The organism is Kitasatospora sp. NPDC023176, assembly GCF_055560495.1.
The window spans coordinates 75,758-97,029 of record NZ_JBVHIP010000026.1; the positions used below are offsets into that span (position 1 = coordinate 75,758).

The window sequence follows — 21,272 nt, forward strand, 5'->3', positions numbered from 1 at the left end:
GGTGCCAGAGCATTCGGGTTGTTATCAAACCGTGGTCTGAGGGCCTTCCGAAGGCTCTTTTTCCCGCTCGCGGACGGTGATCCAAGATTGGTACGGCCCAGTTTACGGACCGTTCGGAACCCTGGATCTCGACAACCCGGTCACAGGTGGGCCACATACCCCCAGGAAACGGTCAGATCCGGTCGTCCTCCAGAGCCAGCGCCGCGAACAGTTCCACACCCACGCCGATCGCCCGCTCGTCCACGTCGAACCGGCCCTGGTGCAGGTCACGGACGGTGACGTCGCCGGGGGTGCGGACGCCCAGACGAGCCAGCGCGCCCGGGGCGTGCTCCAGGTACCAGGAGAAGTCCTCGCCGCCCAGGCTCTGCTCGGTCCCCTCCACCACCTCGGCGCCGCCCTGTCCGAACCGGGCGGTCATCGCCTCCTCCAGCCGCGCGACCGAGACCGCCTCGTTGACCACCGGCGGCACCCCCCGGTGGTAGTCCAGCGTCCACTTGGCCCGGTAGGTCTCGGCGAGCTTGGCGATCAGCTCGTGCAGCAGGTCCGGCGCCTCCCGCCAGCCGTCCAGCTCCAGGCAGCGGACGGTGCCCTCCAGTTCGGCGTGCTGCGGGATGACGTTGGGCGCGGAGCCCGACGCGATCCGGCCCCAGACCAGGCTGACGCCCCAGCGCGGGTCCATCCGGCGGGCCAGCGCGGCCGGGAGGTCCGCGGCCATCCGGGCGATCGCGGTCACCAGGTCGGTGGTCAGGTGCGGGCGGGCGGTGTGCCCGCCGGGGCCGTCCAGGTGCAGCACCAGCCGGTCGCAGGCCGAGGTGATCGCCCCGACCCGCAGGGCGATCCGGCCGACCTCCACCTTCGGGTCGCAGTGCACCGCGAAGATCCGGCCGACGCCGTCCATCCCGCCCGCGTTGATGACGTCCAGCGCCCCGCCCGGCATGACCTCCTCGGCCGGCTGGAACACCAGCCGGACCGGGCGGCGCAGCTCGCCGGAGCGGACGGCCTCGGCCAGCACCAGGCCGGTGCCGAGCACCACCGAGGTGTGCACGTCGTGGCCGCAGGCGTGGGCCCGGCCGGGAACGGTCGAGCGGTACGGCACATCGGTCTTGGCGTCGTCGATGGGCAGCGCGTCGATGTCGGCGCGGAAGGCCAGGAACTCGGTGCCCGGGGCGGTGCCGGCCGGGACGATGTCGACCAGCAGACCGGTGCCGCCGGGCAGCACCCGCGGCTCCAGGCCCGCCGCCACCAGCCGGTCGCGCAGCAGGCCGGTGGTGCGGAACTCCTGGCGCCCCAGCTCCGGGTGCCGGTGCAGATCACGACGGAAGGCGATCAGCTCGGGCTCCAGCGTCCGGACCCGGTCGCGGAGTTCGGCGGCGGGGCGTGCGACGGCGAGAGTGACGCCCGGCTGAGCGGGCTCAGGACGGTTCATCTCCCCAAGAATAGGCCCGTTGGGGGGATTAGGCCCGACTTCCGGAAAACTAGTCCCCGGATGGGCGCATACCGGCCGGACAGGTGGGTATGACATCTCGTTTCTGCCGCCTTCCCCGGATTGCTTGCCCTGTGCAACGATCACCCGGGCCGGTGGTCACGGCCCCCACCGCCTTGACAGTCGGGTCACCCTGACGACAGCTCAGTTCATCAAATTCGCACACCGGTTCGACGGATTCAGAAACGCTCCACCGGAACGTACGTGCCCCAGACCCCGCGCAGCGCGTCACAGACCTCGCCGACGGTGGCCCGGGCGGCCAGCGCCTCCTTCATCGGGTACAGCACGTTCGACGGGCCCTCCGCCGTACGGCGCAGCGCGTCCAGCGTCCGGGTGACGGCCCGGCCGGAGCGCTCGGCCCGCAGCCGGGCCAGCCGCCCGGCCTGCCGTCGCTCGATCGCCGGGTCAACCCGCAGCGGCTGGTACGGCTCCTCCTCGTCCAGCCGGAACCGGTTGACGCCGACCACCGTGCGCTCGCCGGAGTCGGTCCGCTGCTGGATCCGGTAGGCGCTGCGCTCGATCTCGCCCTTCTGGAAGCCCCGTTCGATCGCGGCCACCGCGCCGCCCTGCTCCTCGACCCGGGCCAGCAGCGCCAGCACGGCCTCCTCGACGGCGTCGGTCAGCGACTCGACCGCGTAGGAGCCGGCGAAGGGGTCGACGGTGGCGGTCACGTCGGTCTCGTGGGCGAGCACCTGCTGGGTGCGCAGGGCCAGCCGGGCGGCCTTCTCGGTGGGCAGCGCGATCGCCTCGTCGAAGCCGTTGGTGTGCAGCGACTGGGTGCCGCCGAACACCGCCGCCAGCGCCTGCACCGAGACCCGGACCAGGTTCACCTCGGGCTGCTGGGCGGTGAGCTGCACCCCGGCGGTCTGGGTGTGGAAGCGCAGCATCTGCGAGCGGGGGTCCTTCGCGCCGAACTCCTCGCGCATGATCCTGGCCCAGATCCGGCGCGCGGCACGGAACTTGGCGACCTCCTCCAGCAGCGTGGTGCGGGCCACGAAGAAGAAGGAGAGCCGGGGCGCGAAGTCGTCCACGGCCATCCCGGCGGCGAGCGCGGTCCGGACGTAGGCGATCCCGTTGGCCAGGGTGAAGGCGACCTCCTGCGCCGGATCGGCGCCGGCCTCGGCCATGTGGTAGCCGGAGACGGAGATGGTGTTCCAGCGCGGGATCTCGGCCCGGCAGTACCGGAACAGGTCGGCGGCCAGCCGCAGCGAGGGCTCCGGCGGGAAGATGTAGGTGCCCCGGGCGATGTACTCCTTCAGCACGTCGTTCTGCACCGTGCCGGTGAGCGCCGAGGACGCCACCCCCTGGGCCTCGCCGACCAGTTGGTACAGCAGGAGGAGGACGGCGGCGGGCGCATTGATGGTCATCGAGGTGGACACCGCGCCGAGCGGGATGCCGTCGAAGAGCACCGCCATGTCCTCGACGCTGTCCACCGCCACGCCCACCTTGCCGACCTCCCCGGCGGCGCGCGGCGCGTCCGAGTCGTAGCCCATCTGGGTGGGCAGGTCGAAGGCCACCGAGAGGCCGGTGCCGCCGCCCTCGATCAGCCGGCGGTAGCGGGCGTTGGACTCGGCGGCGGTGCCGAAGCCCGCGTACTGGCGCATCGTCCACGGCCGGCCGGTGTACATCGTCGGGTGGACGCCCCGGGTGTACGGGTACTCCCCCGGCCGGCCCAGCCGGGCTGCCGGGTCCCAGCCGGCCAGCGCCTCGGGGCCGTACAGCGGCTCGATCGGGAAGCCGGATTCTGCGGCAGCCATGGGTCACTCCACGGGTCGGCGGGGTGCAGGGGGTCGGTCCCCTCGCAATCTAGGGCCCGACCGGGCGGCGGGCGCGCGGACGCGGTTGAGATGATCGGGTGAACGACCGGATGAGCCCCAGGGAGTGGCAATGACCGAGCAGAAGGTGGCCGTGGTCACCGGTGCCAGCAGCGGAATCGGCGCGGCGACCGCCCGCCGGCTGGCCGCCGAGGGCTTCGAGGTGGTGCTGACCGCCCGCCGGACCGAGCGGATCGAGGCGCTGGCCAAGGAGATCGGCGGGAGCGCGTACACGCTGGACGTCACCGACCGGGCCGCCGTGGACGCCTTCGCGGCCGAGGTCGGCCGGGTGGACGTCCTGGTGAACAACGCCGGCGGCGCGATCGGCGCCGAGAGCGTCGAGCACGGCGACCCGGCCGACTGGCGGGCCATGTACGAGGTGAACGTGCTCGGCGTGCTGCACATGACCCAGGCGCTGCTGCCCGCCCTGCGCGCGACCGGCGACGGCACCGTGCTGGTGCTCTCCTCGACCGCCGCGCTGGCCGCGTACGAGGGCGGCGGCGGCTACGTCGCGGCCAAGCACGCCGCGCACACCATCGCGGCGACGCTGCGGCTGGAGCTGTGCGGGGAGCCGATCCGGGTGATCGAGATCGCGCCCGGCATGGTGAAGTCCGAGGGCTTCGCGGTCACCCGCTTCCGCGGTGACGAGGAGAAGGCCGCCGCCGTCTACGCGGGCGTGGCCGAGCCGCTGACCTCGGAGGACATCGCGGACACCGTGGCGTGGGCGGTCACCCGGCCCTCGCACGTGAACATCGACCTGCTGGTGGTCCGCCCCCGGGCCCAGGCCGCCAACCACAAGGTCCACCGCGGCTGAATCCGGAGCCCGTGCCAGCGGAGCGGCCCGCACCCCCGATCGAACACGCGTCGTACACAAGTGGTACATACGTGCGATGACGATCTTCCGGGCCGCCCGCCCACGGGTTCTGCTCACCGCCGTGGCGGCAGGCGCCCTCCTGCTCACCTCCGCCTGCGGCGCCACCGCCCCCACGGCCCAGGACCAGGCCTCCGGCACCACCGCGCCCGCCCCCGCGAGCCCCACGGCCACCCCGACCCCGACTCCGAAACCCAAGGGCGAGGCCGACCCGGCGCTCAAGGCCTTCTACGGCCAGCAGATCACCTGGGCGGACTGCCCGGCCGACCCCAAGGCCGAGCAGGCGAAGATCGACACCTCCGGCATGCAGTGCGGCAAGCTGCACGTCCCGCTCGACTACGCCGACCCGGCCGCCGACGCGATCGACCTCGCGCTGATCAGGTACCGGGCCGGCGACCAGGACAAGCGGATCGGCTCGCTGATGGTCAACCCCGGCGGCCCCGGCGCCTCCGGCGTCGAGATGGTCGAGTACGGCGCCAAGGACTTCGCCGGCACCCTGCACAGCCGCTTCGACGTGATCGGCTTCGACCCGCGCGGCACCGGCAGCAGCGCCCCCGTGGTCTGCTACGACGACAAGCAGCTCGACGCCGTCAACCAGCTGGACGCGCCGGACGACCCCGCCGAGCGCAAGGCCGCCCAGGTCAAGCAGTCCACCGACCACGCCGCCGCCTGCCAGGCCAAGTCCGGCAGGCTGCTGCCCTTCGTCGGCACCCGCAACACCGCCCGCGACCTGGACGTGCTGCGCGCCGTCGTCGGCGACCGGAAGCTCAACTACCTGGGCATCTCCTACGGCACCTACCTGGGCGCCCTGTACGCCGAGGAGTTCCCGCAGAACACCGGCCGGCTGATCCTGGACGGCGCCGTCGACCCGGCCCAGGACACCCTCGACCACGGCGTCGACCAGCAGGTCGGCTTCGAGAAGTCCTTCGAGCGCTTCGCCGTCGACTGCGTCGAGAACCACGCCGACGAGTGCCCGCTCGGCAAGGACAGGAACAAGGCCGCCAAGAAGGCCGCCGACTTCCTGGACGGCCTCCACGACCACCCGCTGACCACCAAGGACGGCCGCGAGCTCGGCCGCGACATGGCCTGGACCGGCGTCATCTCGCTGCTCTACGGCGACGAGAAGACCTCCTGGCAGTACCTGCGGAACAGCCTCGGCTGGGCCATGGTGCGCGGCAAGGGCGACTACCTGATGGCCTTCGCCGACGACTACAACGGCCGCGACCAGAAGGGCCACTACAGCCCGATGGACGAGGCCAACAGGGCGATCAGCTGCGCCGACGCCGCCCGCCCGGCGCCCACCCCCGAGCACGCCCAGCAGGCGGTCGACCGGCTGCTCGCCGAGGCGCCGCTGCTCTCCAAGGGCGTCACGGTGGCCGACTACACCGAGCCGGGCTGCGCCCACTGGCCGTTCCAGACCCAGGAGAAGCCGCACCCGATCCGCGCCGAGGGCGCCGCGCCGATCCTGGTGGTCGGCACCACCGGGGACCCGGCCACCCCGTACTCCTCCGCCGAGAAGCTGGCCAAGGGCTTCGCCAAGGCCACCCTGCTCACCCGGGTGGGCGAGGGCCACGGCGCCTTCGGCAAGGGCAACACCTGCATCGACCAGGCCATGGACGCCTACCTGACGGACGGCACCATGCCGGCCGAGGGGACCCGCTGCGGCTGAGCCGCCCCGGCGAGGGGCCCGCGTGCGGGCCCCTCGCCGGCAGAGCCGGGCGGGGAGGGCGATGACACGAAGGTGTCAACGTCACAACTTGATAGCTCGTCCGGATGAATTCCGCGCGCGCCCTCCCCAACTGATGACAGCTCAACTACCTTTGAGGAGCTGCCAGAACGGCGCCGCACGCCCCTCCGCAGCCCCGCGGTCCCAGTGCTCCACCCCACCCCACCGGCCTTCCGCCCTCCCGAGGAGGACCCGCTGGCCAGCGACATCCCGTCACAGCGGCCCGACGCCAGCACCGAGCCGACCCTCCTCGGGCTGCACCGCTTCAACGAAGCGGACGCCGGCGCCGCCGAGGAGGCCCTGCTGGCCTGCTGCGGCAGCCACCGCTGGGCCCTGCGACTCACCGCCCACCGCCCCTATCCCGACATAGAGTCCCTGTTGGCCGCCGCCAGCGAGGCCTCCTACGACCTGCGCCCGGCGGACCTCGCCGAGGCCCTCGCCGACGAGAGCTGGATGCCCCAGCCCCTGCTCGGCATGCGCGCCCCCGGCAGCCAGGCCGCGCACACCGCGCTGCGGGCGGCCCACGCCGCCTACGAGGCCCGGTTCGGCCACGTCTTCGTGGTCTGCCTGGACGGCGTCGCCCCGGAGGAGATGCTCGACACCGTGCTCTCCTCCATCCGCACCCGGCTGGCCAACGACCCGGACGAGGAGCGGCTGATCGCGGCGGACGAACTCCGGCGGATCGCCCTCACCCGGCTGGAGCACCTGGTCGCCACCCACTCGGAGGCCGGGGCCCGCTGAGGCCACGACACGCCCCGGCACGCCGGCCGGTCCGGCGCGCCGGGGCGATCGGACCCGGTTCATCCGTCAGGATGAACCCGATCACCGGTTCGGCCCCGTCGGAGACGGACGCGCGGGGCAGCACAGCGGAGTCAAGTCATCACTCAGGGTGATGAGTAGCAGCCCGGTTCCCGCTCCGCTAGGCCAGAAGTGCCTGATTGATCACACCTGGGGACCCCGGAGGCGGTTCCCGACAAGGCGTCGATAGGATGCTGGCGGCCGGTGGACCGTACCCGGCCGGGCTGACCGACACCGAAGCCGGCCGAGCCCCCAATCCGCTTCCGGAGGGTTTTTCCGTGCCGGCTGGAACGCTGTACCGCGGCCGGGAAGGCATGTGGAGCTGGGTGGCTCATCGAGTCACCGGCGTCCTCATCTTCTTCTTCCTGTTCGCCCACGTCCTGGACACCGCCCTGGTGCGAGTGTCGCCGGAGTCCTACGACACCGTCATTCAGACGTACAAGACTCCACTCGTGAACCTGATGGAGTACGGCCTGGTGGCCGCCATCCTGTTCCACGCGCTCAACGGCCTGCGGGTCGTCGCGGTGGACTTCTGGTCCAAGGGCCCGAAGTACCAGAAGCAGATGCTCTGGTCCGTCGTCGGAGTCTGGGTCGTCCTGATGGCCGGCTCCTTCTACGGCATCCTGCAGCACACGCTGATCGCCTGGTTCGGGAAGTGAGCTGACTGATGTCCACGGAATACTCCGACGCGCTCGTCGTCCCGTCCAAGCAGGCGCACACCGGCAAGGGCCTCGGCACCGGCAACCCCGCCGACGCCTTCGTCATCGAGCCGCCGCGCCAGCGGACCAAGAAGACCCCGCGCCGCACCCGCACCAACTTCGAGATGCTGGCCTGGCTCTTCATGCGCCTGTCCGGTGTCGTCCTGGTCGTGCTGATCCTCGGTCACCTGCTGATCATGCTGGTGCTCGACGGCGGTGTCTCCAAGATCGGGTTCGCCTTCGTGGCCGGCCGCTGGGCCTCGCCGTTCTGGCAGGGCTGGGACCTCCTGATGCTCTGGCTCGCCATGCTGCACGGCGCCAACGGCATGCGTCAGGTCATCAACGACTACGCCGAGAAGGACTCGACCCGGCTCTGGCTCAAGGGGCTGATGGGGACCGCCACGGTGTTCACCGTGCTGCTGGGCACCCTGGTGATCTTCACCTTCGACCCCAACATCTGAGCCGCGAGCACCATCGACCATCGGCAGAGGCCAGAGGCGAGTTAACCCCCCATGCAGATTCACCAGTACGACACCGTCATCGTCGGCGCCGGCGGCGCCGGCATGCGCGCGGCCATCGAGTCGACGCAGCGCAGCCGCACCGCCGTCCTGACCAAGCTCTACCCGACCCGGTCCCACACCGGCGCGGCCCAGGGCGGCATGTGCGCCGCCCTGGCCAACGTCGAGGAAGACAACTGGGAGTGGCACACCTTCGACACGGTCAAGGGTGGTGACTACCTGGTCGACCAGGACGCCGCCGAGATCATGTGCAAGGAGGCCATCGACGCCGTCCTCGACCTGGAGAAGATGGGCCTGCCCTTCTCCCGCACCGAGCAGGGCCGGATCGACCAGCGCCGCTTCGGCGGCCACTCCCGCAACCACGGCGAGGCCCCGGTCCGCCGCTCGTGCTACGCGGCCGACCGCACCGGCCACATGATCCTCCAGACGCTGTTCCAGAACTGCGTCAAGCACGGCGTCGAGTTCTTCAACGAGTTCTACGTCCTCGACCTGCTGATCAACGAGGGCAAGACGGCCGGCGTCGTCGCCTACGAGCTGGCCACCGGCGAGATCCACGTCTTCCAGGCCAAGTCGGTCGTGTTCGCCTCCGGCGGCACCGGCAAGTTCTTCAAGGTCTCGTCGAACGCCCACACCCTCACCGGTGACGGCCAGGCGGTGGCCTACCGCCGCGGCCTGCCGCTGGAGGACATGGAGTTCTTCCAGTTCCACCCGACCGGCATCTGGCGCATGGGCATCCTGCTCACCGAGGGCGCCCGCGGCGAGGGCGGCATCCTGCGCAACAAGGACGGCGAACGCTTCATGGAGCGCTACGCCCCCGTCATGAAGGACCTCGCGTCCCGTGACGTCTGCTCCCGCGCGATCTACACCGAGATCCGCGAGGGCCGCGGCTGCGGTCCGGAGGGCGACCACGTCTACCTGGACCTCACCCACCTGCCGCCGGAGCAGCTGGACGCCAAGCTCCCGGACATCACCGAGTTCGCGCGCACCTACCTCGGCATCGAGCCCTACACGGACCCGATCCCGATCCAGCCCACCGCGCACTACGCCATGGGCGGCATCCCGACCAACGTCGAGGGTGAGGTCCTGCGCAACAACACCGAGGTCGTCCCAGGCCTGTACGCGGCCGGCGAGGTCGCCTGCGTCTCCGTGCACGGCGCCAACCGCCTGGGCACCAACTCGCTGCTGGACATCAACGTGTTCGGCCGTCGCGCGGGCATCGCCGCCGCCGACTACGCCAACGCCAACGAGTTCGTCCCGCTGCCGGAGAACCCGGAAGAGCTGGTCCAGGGCATGGTCGAGAAGCTGCGCGAGTCGACCGGCACCGAGTCCGTGGGGCAGATCCGCAAGGAGCTGCAGGAGACCATGGACGCCAACGCGATGGTGTACCGCACCGGCGCCACCCTGAAGCAGGCGGTCGAGGACATCGCCGCGCTGCGGGAGCGCTACAAGAACGTCTCCATCCAGGACAAGGGCTTCCGGTACAACACGGACCTGCTGGAGGCCATCGAGCTGGGCAACCTGCTCGACCTGGCCGAGGTGCTGGCCGTCTCCGCGCTGGCCCGCGAGGAGTCCCGCGGCGGCCACTACCGCGAGGACTTCCCGACCCGTGACGACGTGAAGTTCATGCAGCACACCATGGCGTACCAGGAGGTCGCCGCCGACGGCACGACCTCCATCCGCCTCGACTACAAGCCGGTCGTCACGACCCGCTACCAGCCGATGGAGCGTAAGTACTGATGAGCACTCCGACCGTGGAGCACTCGGCCGCTCTGGACGCGGCCGAGAGCGGTGCCGCCCAGCTGATCACCGTCACCTTCCGGATCCGCCGGTTCAACCCGGAGGAGCACCCGGACCCGGTGTGGGTCGACTACCAGCTGACGATGGACCCGAAGGAGCGCGTCCTGGACGCGCTCAACAAGATCAAGTGGGAGCAGGACGGCACCCTCACCTACCGCCGTTCCTGCGCGCACGGCATCTGCGGCTCCGACGCCATGCGGATCAACGGCCGCAACCGGCTGGCCTGCAAGACCCTGATCAAGGACGTCGACCCGGAGAAGCCGATCACGATCGAGGCCATCAAGGGCCTGACGGTCCTCAAGGACCTGGTCGTGGACATGGACCCGTTCTTCCAGGCGTACAAGGACGTCATGCCGTTCCTCATCACCAAGGGGAACGACCCGACCCGCGAGCGCCTGCAGTCCGCCGAGGACCGCGAGCGCTTCGACGACACCACCAAGTGCATCCTGTGCGCCGCGTGCACGTCGTCCTGCCCGGTGTTCTGGAACGACGGCCAGTACTTCGGCCCGGCCGCCATCGTCAACGCGCACCGCTTCATCTTCGACTCGCGCGACGAGGGTGCCGAGCAGCGCCTGGAGATCCTCAACGACCGCGAGGGCGTGTGGCGCTGCCGCACCACCTTCAACTGCTCCGAGGCCTGCCCGCGTGGCATCGAGGTCACCAAGGCGATCCAGGAAGTGAAGCGGGCGCTGGTTACCCGCCGCTTCTGATCCCCGCCTGACAGGCCGAAGGCCCCGCCCGATCACTCGGGCGGGGCCTTCGCCGTCCCCGGACCCAGCTCAGCGGGCGCGCGAAAGTTTCATGGAGATTCCCCACTCCTTGTGATCGGCGCGTCCAGAACGCGCGTGCGAGCGGTGAGGATCGTGCCGGTGGGGACTGACCGCGGCAACGGAGATTCGTCAGTCCACGACCGGGGCTCGGCGGGTGGCGCGGAGGCCGCGGACGCCGATGGCGCCGACGGCGATGCCGAGGAGGAAGGAGGTGACGGCGAGGAGCAGGTGGATCCAGAAGAAGGCGGTGGGCTGGGAGTGGTCGCCGTTGACGAAGGCCTGGCCGCCGGAGTCCTTCCACAGGTTCTTGACGAAGGTGGTCCAGATGATCATCGACCAGACGCCGAAGGCGGTCAGGAACCAGGAGGTGCGGCGGCTGAGCTTCATGGGGCGGTCCTCGGCGGGGAGTGTGGAGGCGGGGTGCCTCCCCAGTATGCGCGGGCCGCCGATCGGCGTAGGGCGGACCCCTCATGCGGGGGACCCGTCCGGTGTGGCGTACGCCGGAGCCGCGCGATGGGTACGGTCAGTCGGTGCCCACACCCCGTCATACCTTCGCGCTGTCGTGCGCCGCGGTCACCGCGGCCCTCCCGGTTCTGCTCGCCGCCCCGGCGGCGGTCGCGGCCCCGCAGGCGCCGCCACCGCCGAGCGCGGTCGGCGGTGAGCGGCTCGGCCTCCCCGGGGTCCAGGTCAATCCGCTGCAGGGGGCCCCGGCGCTGCCGACGGACCTCACCGGCCTGTCCTGGATAGTCTCCGACGCCACGTCGGGGGACGTACTGGCGGCCTACAACCCGCATCTCCGGCTGCCCCCGGCGAGCACTCTGAAGATCCTCTTCGCGGACACCGTGCTGCCCAAGTTCGACCGCAACGCGGTGCACCGGGTCGCCGACGAGGAGATCCAGAACATCGGCGCCGGCAGCAGCCTGGTCGGCATCAAGGAGAACCTGGACTACCGGGTCGAGGACCTGTGGCGCGGGGTGTTCCTGAGCTCGGGCAACGACGCCGTGCACGTCCTGTCGCACATGAACGGCGGCATCCAGCCGACCGTCAACGAGATGCAGGCCCGCGCCGACGCCCTGCAGGCCCGGGACACCAAGGTGATCTCCCCGGACGGCTACGACATGGACGGCCAGGTGTCCTCGGCCTACGACCTTTCGCTGTTCGCCCGTTCCGGCCTGCGCAACGCGGACTTCCGGATGTACTGCGCGACCCGGGACGCGATGTTCCCGGGGGCCGTCGACAAGAACACCGGCCAGCGCGGCAGTTTCGGGATCGCCAACACCGACCGGCTGCTGGGCAAGTACCCCGGCCTGATCGGGGTGAAGAACGGCACCACCACCAACGCCGGCTCGACCTTCGTCGGCGCCGCCGAGCGGGGCGGGCGGACCCTGCTGGTGACGGTGATGCACCCGGCCAGCTACCAGAGGGTGTACGACGAGACGGCCGAACTGCTGGACTGGGGCTTCGCCGCGGCGGGCAAGGTGCAGCCGGTCGGCCGGCTGGTCGACGAGAAGCAGGCCGGCGGCGAGGAGCCGACCGGCCAGGCGGGCGGCGCCGCGGGTGCCCCCGCTCCGCCGCCGCACTCCTCGGCCGAGGCGGCCCGGCCCGCGGCGGCGGCCGGGGACGACGGGCTCGGTCTGCGCGGCTGGTCGGCCGTGGCGGCCGTGGTGGCCGGGGTGGTGGTCGCGGCGGGTGCCGTGGTGGTCGTGCGGCGCCGGCCGGCGGACCGTCTCTGGAAGTGATCCGCGGCGGCCCGGCCTCACTTCGGGGGCCGGGCCTCGGATTCGTCGGCGGCGGCGATCAGGGCCCGGCCGTGCGCCCTGGCGCGTTCCCGGGCCTCCGCCGGGTCGGCGGTCGCCGTCCAGGCCACGCAGTACATCAGCAGCCGGCTGACGAAGTTGATCCACAGCAGCAGCGCCACCGGGGTGGCGAAGGCGCCGTACAGGCTCCGCCCGGCGATCGAGCCGAGGTAGGAGGCGAGCAGCAGCTTCAGCAGTTCGAAGCCGACCGCGCCGATCAGCGCGCCGGTGAGGAGGTCCCGGCGGTGCTGGCCGGTGATCCCGGGGAAGGGCGCCAGCAGGTAGGCGAAGAGCAGCATGTCGCACGCTATGGCGATCAGCACCCCGACCCCGGTCAGCAGGTAGCCGCTGTCGAGGCCGCTCGCGTGGGCGATCCGCCCGGCGAGCGTGGTGCCGGCGGCGGAGGCGGCCAGCGAGAACAGTGACACCAGGCCGAGGCCGCCCAGCACCACGACGTCCCGGGCCTTGCGCAGCACCGGGTTGCCCTCCTCCTCGGGCAGTTGCCAGAGGTCCCGGATCGAGGTGCGCATGGTGTCCACCCAGCCGAGGCCGGAGACCAGCAGCAGGGCGCCGCTGACCAGCCCGAGGGTGCCCGCGTTGGCCACCAGGGACGGCAGGTTGAGCGCGTCCGACAGGCCCGGCAGCTGGTCGGAGATGCGGTGCTGGAGGTCGTCCACCTGGCTGCCGTTCAGCGTCGCGACGGCGATCGCCAGGCCGACGGTGAGCAGCGGGAACAGGGCGAGGAAGCCGAAGAAGGTGACGGCTCCGGCCAGCCGGTTGCCACGGGCGGCGGAGAAGTACTCGTACACCCGGTACGGGCGGCTGCGCAGCACCCGGGCCACGAGCGGGCCGAGGACCGGAAGGCGGGTCAGGAAGTCCACCTGACCGGTTATACCGGTCCGTCCCCCGAATGGCCGTCAGGCGCGGGCCGGATCCCCCGGGGCGGTTCCGGCCGACGGACCCGGCTGACGGACCCGGCCGGGGGCCCGCCGGCTCAGCGGTTGACGAGCCGGCGGGCCTTCGCCAGGGCGCGGACGGCCTGGTACGCGGTGTAGCGGCCCTGCCCGAGCAGTTCGGTGCGCACGCCGTCCACGCCGGCCGGCGGGCGGTAGCCGGCCGGGCGCAGCCGGGCGCAGTGCTCGGCGGCGCGGCGGAAGTACTCGCGGCGGTCGCCGGGCGGGACCCGGCCGGGCTTGGCGACCACGGTGTTGAGGTGGTGGAGCATCTTGCCGTAGACGACGGGGCGCCAGCGGTCCAGGTCGGGGCGGCGGTCGAGGAAGGCGAAGACCAGGTCGTACTGGGCGAACACGTCGAAGTGCTTGCGGCTGGCGGTGGCCAGGATGTTGCCGCCCTCCTGGCGCTGGCGGTAGTGCACGCCGACCCGGTCCAGCAGGGTCATGCTGGCGGCGGCGAGCAGCGCCGGGTACGTCCAGGGGGTGTCCTCGTAGTAGCCCGCCGGGAACTCCAGCCGCTGCTCGGTGATGAACCCGCGGCGGTAGGCCTTGTTCCAGACGACCTGGAGCAGGTCGAGCAGGTCGGGGCGGGTGTCGAGGTCGAAGACGTCCGGGGAGGCGGCGCCGAAGACGTGTCCGGCGGCGGCCCGGGTGATCCGGCCGTCGGCGTAGGTGCGGGCGTAGTCGTAGACCAGGACGTCCGGGTCGCCGGTGGCGGCGAGGCGCTCGTCGACGGCCCGGAGCAGGCCGGGAGTGAGAGTGTCGTCACTGTCGAGGAAGACCACGTAGTCGCCGGTGGCGACCTCCAGGCCGGCGTTGCGGGCCCGGCCGAGGCCGACGTTCCGCGGCAGGTGGAGCACCCGGACCCGGGGGTCGGCGGCGGCCGCCTCGTCCAGCATGGCGCCGCAGCCGTCCGGCGAGCGGTCGTCCACCGCGATCAGTTCGAGGTCCGGTCCGTCCTGTCCGAGGACCGATGCGAGGCACTCGGCGAGGTAGTCCTGGACCTGGTACACGGGGACGATGACACTGAAGCGGGGCACGGGGCCCAGCGTAGTGGGCCCGGGGAGGACCGGGCCCCGGAGGTAGGATCGGGGCGCACGTACGCACCGATCCCTTGTGCGGCAAGGCCCCCACGGGGCTGCCACGCTCCTCCCGAGAAAGGCCTGCGTAGCCGATGGCTCCCCGCCTCTCCATCGTCGTTCCGATCTACAACGTCGAGCGTTATCTCGTCGAATGCCTCGACTCGATCGCCGCCCAGACCTTCACGGACTTCGAGTGCGTCATGGTCGACGACGGTTCCAAGGACGGCAGCGCGGCGCTCGCCGAGGCCTACGCGGCCCAGGACTCCCGGTTCCGGCTGGTCCGGCAGGTGAACAAGGGCCTGGGCGCGGCCCGCAACACCGGCATCCGGCACATCGACCCGGACTCCGAGTTCCTGTGCTTCGTGGACAGTGACGACTCGATGCCGCCGAGCGCGTACGAGCTGATGATCAACACGCTGGAGGAGACCGGCTCGGACTTCTGCACCGGCAACGTGCTGCGGTTCCGCGCGGTGGGCTACTACCAGTCCGGCGGGCACGTGAAGCCGTTCAAGGAGACCCGGCTCAAGACCCACATCACCGAGCTCCCGGCGCTGGTCACCGACCGCACCGCGTGGAACAAGGTGTACCGCCGGTCCTTCTTCGACGCCGCCGACCTGCTCTACCCCGAGGGCATCCTGTACGAGGACGCGCCGGTCAGCGTGCCGCACCACTACCTCGCCAAGAGCGTGGACGTGCTCTCCGAGCCGATCTACCACTGGCGCGAGCGCGAGGTCGGCGAGATGTCGATCACCCAGATGCGCACCAACCCCAAGGGCCTGGTCGACCGGGTCGCCTCGGTCGAGCTGGTCCGCGGCTGGCTGAAGAAGCAGACCGAGCCGCGCTTCGCCGAGTACCTGCGCTCCTACGACGAGAACACCCTCGTCGAGGAGATCCCGATGTTCTTCTGGTCCGTCGTGGACGGCGACAAGGAGTACCGGGACGCCTACGTCCAGCACGTCAGCCGGCTGCTCCGGTCGATCGGCCAGGAGCAGGTCCGCAAGCTGCGCGCGCCGCTGCGGCTGAAGTACCACCTGACCCTGCAGAACCGGATGGACGAGCTGGTCGAGCAGATCAAGTACGAGGGCGACAGCGGCGGCGGCGTGCAGGCCCGCGGCCTGCTGCGGCCGTACGCGGACTACCCGTTCCTGCGCGGCGGGCGCAAGAGCGTGCCGGCCGGCGTGCTCAAGCTGGACAACTCGCTGGTCATGCGCAGCCGGCTGTACGAGAGCGCCTGGGTCGGCGGCAAGCTGGAGCTGACCGGGCACGCCTACCCGGAGCAGCTGGGCGCGGCCAACAAGCACGACATGGTCCGCACCCTGGTGCTGCGCGAGGCCAAGGGCCGCCGGGTGATCGCGGTGCCGATGAAGACCCAGTACAGCCCCGAGGCCACCGCGAGCTGCAACCACGACCTGTACAGCTGCGACTGGTCCGGCTTCACCGTCGCCCTGGACCCGAAGAAGCTGAAGCACCGCGGCCAGTGGAAGGACGGCCACTGGCGCGTGCTGGTGGCCGGTGCGGGCAAGGGCGGCATCTACAAGGGCCGGATCTCGGCGGGCTGGAGCGACACCGCCGAGTCGATCCCGCCGCACTGGGTCGAGCCCGACGTGCGGATCGTGCCGTGGGTCCGGGACAACTTCGTCTACCTCCAGGTGGAGACCGTCAAGGCCCGGGTGACCGGTCTGGCCGCGCACGACGGCCGGATCGAGGTCTCCGGTGCGGCCCGCTCCGGGGCGAGCTTCGCCGGGGCCCGGCTGCGGCTCACCCACGTCGAGTCGGACCGCGAGCTGACCTTCCCGGTGGAGCTGGGTTCGCCGGTCGGCACCCTGCAGCCGTTCGCCTCCGGCGTCGAGGTGGCCGAACTGACCGCCGTCCGCGAGGCCTGGGCCGAGCTGGACCCGGTGGCCGCCGAGCGCGTGCGCGACCGCTGGGACAGCGCGCTGCTGCTGGCCGACGGCGGCGTCCTGCCGCTGGTCTGGGACGACCGCAACGCCCCCGAGCAGCTGCACCTGCCGCTGGACCCGCAGGCGCCGGTCGAGCAGCGCCGGGCGATCTACACCAAGCCCTCCCCGAGCGGGCACCTGCAGTTCTCCGACCAGCTGCTGCAGCCGGTGGTGGACGAGGTGTCCCCGCGCGGCGCCGACGGCTTCCTGCTGAGCGGCTCGTTCCCGCTGCCCGGCGCGCACCGCTGGGAGCTGGTGGTCCGGCACCACTGGCGCGAGGAGGAGCACGTCTACCCGGTGGAGATCTCGGACGGCCGGTTCCGCACCGCGCTGCCCGCCGTGCCGACCGCCTCCTTCGCCGGGCAGGTCCCGCTCGCCCAGGGCACCTGGCGGGTCTTCTTCCGTCCGGTCGGCGTGTCGGCCGGCGACCTGCCGAACGGCTACGCGCAGATCGCCCCGGACTGCTTCACCTCGCTGCCGGTGGAGGTGGAGTCCCGCGGCAAGCGGATCGCGCTGGAGCGCCGCATGCACGACTGCCTGTCGCTGGAGTCGCACGCGGCCCTGCTGCCCGAGGAGCGGTCCGGCTTCCGCCAGCGCCAGATCCGCAGCATCGACTACCCGGCCGCCCGCCGGCTGCCGGTGCGCGACACCGTGCTGTACAACGCCGGGAACAACGGCGTCTACGCCGACTCCCCGAAGGCGATCCACGAGGAGCTGGTCCGCCGCGGCCTGCCGCTGGAGCACCTGTGGGGCAACGAGGACCTGCAGGCCGACCTGCCGCGCACCGCGCGGGCGCTCCGCCAGTGGAGCCCGGAGTGGTTCGAGGCGCTGGCGACCGCCAAGTACATCGTCACCAGCACCCACCTGCCCGACTTCTTCGTCCGCCGCCCCGGCCAGGTGGTCGTGCAGACCTGGCAGGGCAGCCCGCTGAAGCAGGTCGGCTTCGACTTCGAGAAGGTCTGGTTCACCGACTCCCGGTACCTCAAGAGCCTGGCCCGCGAAGTCCCGAACTGGAGCCTGCTGGTGGCCGGCAACAGCTGGTCGGCCCCGGTGCTGCGGCGCGCCTTCGACTACCAGGGCGAGATCCTGGAGAGCGGTTCGCCCCGGAACGACCTGCTCTTCGCGGCCGACCGGGAGAAGACCGCCGAACAGGTCCGCGAGCGGCTCGGCCTGCCCGAGGGCAAGAAGGTCGTGCTGTACGCGCCGACCTGGCGCGAGGACCGGCGCCGGCCGAACGGCGGCTACCAGATCGACCTGCGGATCGACCTGGAGGCGGCCAAGGCCGCGCTCGGCGACGACCAGGTGCTGCTGGTGCGCCGGCACAGCCTGATGTGCGGCCAGATCCCCGGCGCCGGCAACGGCTACGTCTGGGACGTCGGCACCTACCCCGACATGGCGGAGCTGCTGCTGATCGCCGACGTGCTGGTCACCGACTACTCGTCGAGCCTCTTCGACTTCGCCGACACCGGCAAGCCGATGCTCTTCTTCACCCACGACCTGGAGCACTACCGCGACAACCTCCGCGGCTTCAGCCTGAACTTCGAGGCCGAGGCCCCGGGCCCGCTGCTGGCCACCTCCGCGGAACTGGTCGACGCGCTCGGCCGGGTGGACGAGGTCGCCGCCGAGTACGCGGACAAGGCGGCCGCGTTCCGCGAGGCGTACTGCGACCTGGACGACGGGAAGGCCTCCGCCCGGGTGGTCGACGCGATGCTCCGCAAGGAGTAGTCACCGGCACGCCGTCGAGGCGCCCGGCGCGATCCGCGCCGGGCGCCTCCGTGCTCTCTGGGAATTTCCTGGGAACTGCCCGCGCTTTACGTCCAGTTTGCCTTCGAACTGGTGTTTAGTCGGCGAATTTCAAAGGAAATTCTGCGAACCGCGGAGTTGACCCGAGATGCCTTCCAGGTATGGGATAACAATTCGGCACCGGTCCGGTCGGCACCGGCACGGCGGCCGTCCCGGCCGCCACCGAAGCCGGGATCCCGTCCCCCCGAAGGGTCCCGCACCATGCCTGCGCTCACCCGGTTAGTCCAGCCGCACGCCGCCCCGCGGGTGCGCGCGGGCCGGCCCGCCGTCGACGACGACGTGGAGTTCGGGCTGCTGCGGGCCCGCTGGCACGGCCGCGGACTGGAGCTCACCGGCTTCGCCCGCCCGCTGAACCTGGACACCGGCCGCCCCGGCTCGGCCTGGACCTGGCTGACCCTGCGGCACGAGAACGGGACGGTACCGCCGCTGCACCTGCGCTCCCGGCCCCGCCGGCTGCCCGAGGTCACCGACGACAGCGCCCAGCCCGACCACAACCACGACTGGTCCGGCTTCACCGCCCTGGTGGAACCCTCCCGGCTGCGCCAGGACGACCGCTGGCAGCTCGGCGACTGGCAGATCGAGACCACCCTCTTCACCCGCCCCCGCCCCACCCGGCTGCGCCGCCAGTACGGCGCCCTCGCCCCCCACTGGTGCGGCTCCGGCGAATACCCGCCCGCCCGCTGGGTGGACCGCGACGTACGCCTCCAGCCCAGCTTCGAGGACGGCCGGCTGCAGTTGCGGCTGGAACGCCCCGGCGTCCGGCTCGACCACGCCGGGCCCACCGCCGACGGCCTCCGGCTGGCCGGCACCGCCGACCACTGCCCCGGCGGCACCTTACTGCGGCTGCGGCACCGGCAGAGCGACGCGGTGGTCCACCAGCCGCTCACCCGCACCGGCAACACCTTCGCCGTCGACCTGCCGTACCGGCCGTTCACCGCCGACGGGCGCGGCCGCGGCGAACTGGAGCACTGGGACGCCGAACTGCTGCGCCCCGACGGCGGCACCGAACAGCTCTGCCTGGACGAGCGCGGCGGCCCGGTGGCCCACCAGTACCCGCTGCCGGACGCCCCGGACCGGGTGCTCTACCTCAAGCACCTCGCCGACGGCCGGCTCCAGGTCTGCGTCCAGCCCGCGGCCGGGGTGGTCGACCGGGTCGCCGTCCACTTCGGCGGCTTCGAACTGTCCGGCCACTGCCCGGACCCGGCCGCCGACCGGCTGGAGCTGGTCCTGCGGCACGGCGGCACCGCCGCAGAGGTCCGCACCCCGGTCGAGCCCGAGCCGGACGGCCGCTTCCGGGTGCGGGTGCCCGCCACCCGCACCGCCTCGGACGGCGCCGTGCTGCCGCTGCGCAAGGGCGTCTGGGAGGCCGCCCTGGAACCCGCCGACGGCTCCGGACCGGCCCGGCCGCTGCTCGCCGCCGCGCCCGTCCTGCCCGCGCTGCCCGTCGCCACGACCACCGGCGGCAAGGACGTCCTGCTGCAACGCCGCTGGCACGACACCCTGCTGGTGGACTCCACCCCGGTGCTCGACGCCACCGAGCGCAGCGCCTGGACCCAGGCCCGGCTGCGCACCGAGCACTACCCGGCCGCCCGCCGCGAGCCGCTGCGCGAGGCGGTGCTGTACGACGTCTTCGGCGGCCGCGGCTACGCCGACTCCCCGCGCGCGGTGCACGCCGAACTCGTCCGCCGCGGCGAGCCGTTGGAGCACCTGTGGGTGGTCGACGACGGCCAGGCCGAGCTGCCGCCCGGGGTCGTCCCGCTCCGGATCTGGAGCCCGCAGTGGTACCGCGCGCTGGCCACCTGCCGGTACCTGGTCGGCAACACCCACTACCCGGACTTCCTGGAGCGCCGCCAGGGCCAGGTCGTGGTGCAGACCTGGCACGGCTCGCTGCTCAAGCGGATCGCCCACGACGTCGACAACCCCTGGCTCGCCGACCACGGCTACCTGGAGGCGCTCGACCGGGAGACCCCGCAGTGGAGCCTGCTGCTCTCCCCCAGCCCCTTCGCCACCCCGATCCTGCGGCGCGCCTTCCGCTACGACGGCGAGATCCTGGAGTCCGGCTACCCGCGCGGCGACGTGCTGGCCCGGCCCGAACCGCGGACCGCCGCGGCCGTCCGCCGACGGCTCGGCATCCCCGAGGGCAAGCGGGTCGTGCTGTACGCGCCGACCTGGCGCGAGGACCAGCTGCGCGGCGACGGCGAGGGCTTCCGGCTCGACCTGCGGCTGGACCTCGACCACGCCCGCCGGCTGCTCGGCGAGGACCACGTGCTGCTGGTCCGCCCGCACTCGCACGTGCGCGACCCGCTGCCGGGCTCCGGCGACGGCTTCCTGTTCGACTGCGGGGACTTCCCCGACCCGCAGGAACTGCTGCTGATCGCGGACGTCCTGGTGACGGACTACTCGTCGATCATGTTCGACTTCGCGATCACCGGCCGCCCGGTCTACTTCTTCACCTACGACCTGGAGCACTACCGCGACACCCTGCGCGGCTTCTACTTCGACTTCGAGCGGGACGCCCCCGGCCCGCTGGTGCCGGACTCGGCCGAACTGCTCGGCGCGCTGCGCGAACTCGCCGACAGCGGGGCGGAGCTGCCGCCCGGCCACGCCGAGCGCTACCGGCGCTTCCGGGCCGAGCACTGCGCCCTGGACGACGGCGGCGCGGCCCGGCGGGTGGTCGACCGGATGCTCGAACTCGGCCGCACCGCACGGTAGTTCAGGAGCTGCGCCGATTCAGCAGAACCGGTAGTCCCGCCAGGGCCGCCAGACCTCGTCCACGTCGAACCGGGAGAGCGAGAAGCCCGGCACCAGGAAGGACGCCCGGAACCCGCGCGCCTGCTCGTACGCCTGGTCCAGCACGTCGTCCGGCAGGCCGTGGGCGACCGTCACGTGCGGGTGGTACGGAAAGGCCAGCTCACGGGCCAGCGGACCGGAGCGGACGTCCGCCTCCAGCAGCCGGCACTCCTGCGCGCCCTCCTCGACCCGGACGAACACCACCGGGGAGACCGGGCGGAACGTGCCGCCACCGCGCAGCAGCATCCGGAACGGACGGTGCGCGGCGGCCACCGACGCCAGGTGCTCCTCGATCTTCGGCAGCGCCTCGGCCGGCACCTCGGTGGGCGGCAGCAGGGTGACGTGCGTCGGTATCGAGCGGGCCTGCGGGTCCCCGTGGGCGGCCCGGGCGTCCTGGATCCGCGCGCCGTGCGGGTCCGGAACGCTCACGGAC

Annotated in this window: 16 protein-coding genes; 10 read left to right on the forward strand and 6 right to left on the reverse strand. The window is 71.9% G+C overall.

All coding sequences use genetic code 11. The annotated features are described in order from the left end of the window. Positions 1-172 precede the first annotated feature (172 nt). On the reverse strand, positions 173-1,426 hold the full coding sequence (locus tag ACZ3YL_RS29530; RefSeq protein ID WP_188308541.1) for an amidohydrolase: 1,254 nt from the start codon (positions 1,424-1,426) through the stop codon (positions 173-175). Positions 1,427-1,662: 236 nt separating this feature from the next. Continuing rightward, positions 1,663-3,240, reverse strand: a complete 1,578-nt coding sequence (locus tag ACZ3YL_RS29535) for an acyl-CoA mutase large subunit family protein (RefSeq protein WP_465660410.1) — start codon at positions 3,238-3,240, stop codon at positions 1,663-1,665. Between the two features lie 130 nt (positions 3,241-3,370). Between ACZ3YL_RS29535 and ACZ3YL_RS29540 the strand changes: the two genes are divergently transcribed. From ACZ3YL_RS29540 to ACZ3YL_RS29570, 7 genes are all read left to right on the forward strand, one after another. Further along, a complete protein-coding gene (locus ACZ3YL_RS29540) occupies positions 3,371-4,111 on the forward strand; it encodes an SDR family oxidoreductase (protein ID WP_465660411.1) in 741 nt (246 codons plus the stop codon). A 76-nt stretch (positions 4,112-4,187) separates the two neighbouring features. Then, positions 4,188-5,837: an alpha/beta hydrolase gene (locus tag ACZ3YL_RS29545; protein WP_465660412.1), complete on the forward strand. Its 1,650-nt coding sequence runs from the start codon at positions 4,188-4,190 to the stop codon at positions 5,835-5,837. A gap of 264 nt (positions 5,838-6,101) precedes the next feature. Beyond that, a complete protein-coding gene (locus ACZ3YL_RS29550; protein WP_411293076.1) occupies positions 6,102-6,635 on the forward strand; it encodes a 2-oxo-4-hydroxy-4-carboxy-5-ureidoimidazoline decarboxylase in 534 nt (177 codons plus the stop codon). 335 nt (positions 6,636-6,970) lie between these two features. Further along, on the forward strand, positions 6,971-7,351 hold the full coding sequence (sdhC, locus tag ACZ3YL_RS29555; RefSeq protein ID WP_188308537.1) for a succinate dehydrogenase, cytochrome b556 subunit: 381 nt from the start codon (positions 6,971-6,973) through the stop codon (positions 7,349-7,351). Between the two features lie 8 nt (positions 7,352-7,359). Then, complete coding sequence (gene sdhD, locus ACZ3YL_RS29560; protein ID WP_188308536.1) at positions 7,360-7,851, forward strand: succinate dehydrogenase, hydrophobic membrane anchor protein; 492 nt, start codon at positions 7,360-7,362, stop codon at positions 7,849-7,851. 51 nt (positions 7,852-7,902) lie between these two features. Further along, positions 7,903-9,645, forward strand: coding sequence for a succinate dehydrogenase flavoprotein subunit (gene sdhA / locus ACZ3YL_RS29565; RefSeq protein WP_188308535.1), 1,743 nt, complete (start codon positions 7,903-7,905; stop codon positions 9,643-9,645). Next, entirely contained in the window at positions 9,645-10,415 is a 771-nt protein-coding gene (locus ACZ3YL_RS29570) for a succinate dehydrogenase iron-sulfur subunit (protein ID WP_188308534.1), read from the forward strand. The genes sdhA and ACZ3YL_RS29570 overlap by 1 nt, the downstream gene beginning before the upstream one ends. Positions 10,416-10,604: 189 nt before the next feature. On the opposite strand, the gene ACZ3YL_RS29575 is transcribed toward ACZ3YL_RS29570, so the two are convergent. Beyond that, positions 10,605-10,862 carry an SCO4848 family membrane protein gene (locus tag ACZ3YL_RS29575; RefSeq protein WP_188308533.1) on the reverse strand — a complete coding sequence of 86 codons (258 nt, stop codon included), beginning with the start codon at positions 10,860-10,862 and terminating at the stop codon, positions 10,605-10,607. Positions 10,863-11,005: 143 nt separating this feature from the next. Between ACZ3YL_RS29575 and ACZ3YL_RS29580 the strand changes: the two genes are divergently transcribed. Further along, on the forward strand, positions 11,006-12,214 hold the full coding sequence (locus tag ACZ3YL_RS29580; RefSeq protein WP_465660413.1) for a D-alanyl-D-alanine carboxypeptidase family protein: 1,209 nt from the start codon (positions 11,006-11,008) through the stop codon (positions 12,212-12,214). Positions 12,215-12,231: 17 nt separating this feature from the next. On the opposite strand, the gene ACZ3YL_RS29585 is transcribed toward ACZ3YL_RS29580, so the two are convergent. Both ACZ3YL_RS29585 and ACZ3YL_RS29590 read right to left on the reverse strand, forming a co-directional pair. Next, positions 12,232-13,152, reverse strand: coding sequence for a YihY/virulence factor BrkB family protein (locus ACZ3YL_RS29585; RefSeq protein ID WP_465660414.1), 921 nt, complete (start codon positions 13,150-13,152; stop codon positions 12,232-12,234). Positions 13,153-13,265: 113 nt separating this feature from the next. Next, a complete protein-coding gene (locus tag ACZ3YL_RS29590) occupies positions 13,266-14,264 on the reverse strand; it encodes a glycosyltransferase family 2 protein (protein WP_465660415.1) in 999 nt (332 codons plus the stop codon). 134 nt (positions 14,265-14,398) lie between these two features. Between ACZ3YL_RS29590 and ACZ3YL_RS29595 the strand changes: the two genes are divergently transcribed. Further along, entirely contained in the window at positions 14,399-17,971 is a 3,573-nt protein-coding gene (locus ACZ3YL_RS29595; RefSeq protein ID WP_188304342.1) for a bifunctional glycosyltransferase/CDP-glycerol:glycerophosphate glycerophosphotransferase, read from the forward strand. Between the two features lie 279 nt (positions 17,972-18,250). Continuing rightward, positions 18,251-20,761: a CDP-glycerol glycerophosphotransferase family protein gene (locus ACZ3YL_RS29600; RefSeq protein ID WP_465660416.1), complete on the forward strand. Its 2,511-nt coding sequence runs from the start codon at positions 18,251-18,253 to the stop codon at positions 20,759-20,761. A gap of 18 nt (positions 20,762-20,779) precedes the next feature. Here ACZ3YL_RS29600 and ACZ3YL_RS29605 read toward each other — a convergent pair whose 3' ends face one another. Next, the gene (locus tag ACZ3YL_RS29605) at positions 20,780-21,268 is read right to left on the reverse strand and encodes a 2'-5' RNA ligase family protein (RefSeq protein WP_317621009.1); all 489 of its coding nucleotides are present in this window, start codon (positions 21,266-21,268) and stop codon (positions 20,780-20,782) included. Positions 21,269-21,272 lie beyond the last annotated feature (4 nt).

Excerpts from the sequence above, each read along its gene's own strand:
- ACZ3YL_RS29545 (WP_465660412.1), top strand. The coding sequence starts at position 4,188 with ATGACGATCTTCCGGGCCGCCCGCCCACGGGTTCTGCTCACCGCCGTG.
- ACZ3YL_RS29540 (WP_465660411.1), top strand. The coding sequence starts at position 3,371 with ATGACCGAGCAGAAGGTGGCCGTGGTCACCGGTGCCAGCAGCGGAATC.
- ACZ3YL_RS29600 (WP_465660416.1), top strand. The coding sequence starts at position 18,251 with ATGCCTGCGCTCACCCGGTTAGTCCAGCCGCACGCCGCCCCGCGGGTG.
- ACZ3YL_RS29535 (WP_465660410.1), bottom strand. The coding sequence starts at position 3,240 with ATGGCTGCCGCAGAATCCGGCTTCCCGATCGAGCCGCTGTACGGCCCC.
- ACZ3YL_RS29570 (WP_188308534.1), top strand. The coding sequence starts at position 9,645 with ATGAGCACTCCGACCGTGGAGCACTCGGCCGCTCTGGACGCGGCCGAG.
- sdhD (WP_188308536.1), top strand. The coding sequence starts at position 7,360 with ATGTCCACGGAATACTCCGACGCGCTCGTCGTCCCGTCCAAGCAGGCG.
- ACZ3YL_RS29575 (WP_188308533.1), bottom strand. The coding sequence starts at position 10,862 with ATGAAGCTCAGCCGCCGCACCTCCTGGTTCCTGACCGCCTTCGGCGTC.
- ACZ3YL_RS29595 (WP_188304342.1), top strand. The coding sequence starts at position 14,399 with ATGGCTCCCCGCCTCTCCATCGTCGTTCCGATCTACAACGTCGAGCGT.
- sdhA (WP_188308535.1), top strand. The coding sequence starts at position 7,903 with ATGCAGATTCACCAGTACGACACCGTCATCGTCGGCGCCGGCGGCGCC.
- ACZ3YL_RS29530 (WP_188308541.1), bottom strand. The coding sequence starts at position 1,426 with ATGAACCGTCCTGAGCCCGCTCAGCCGGGCGTCACTCTCGCCGTCGCA.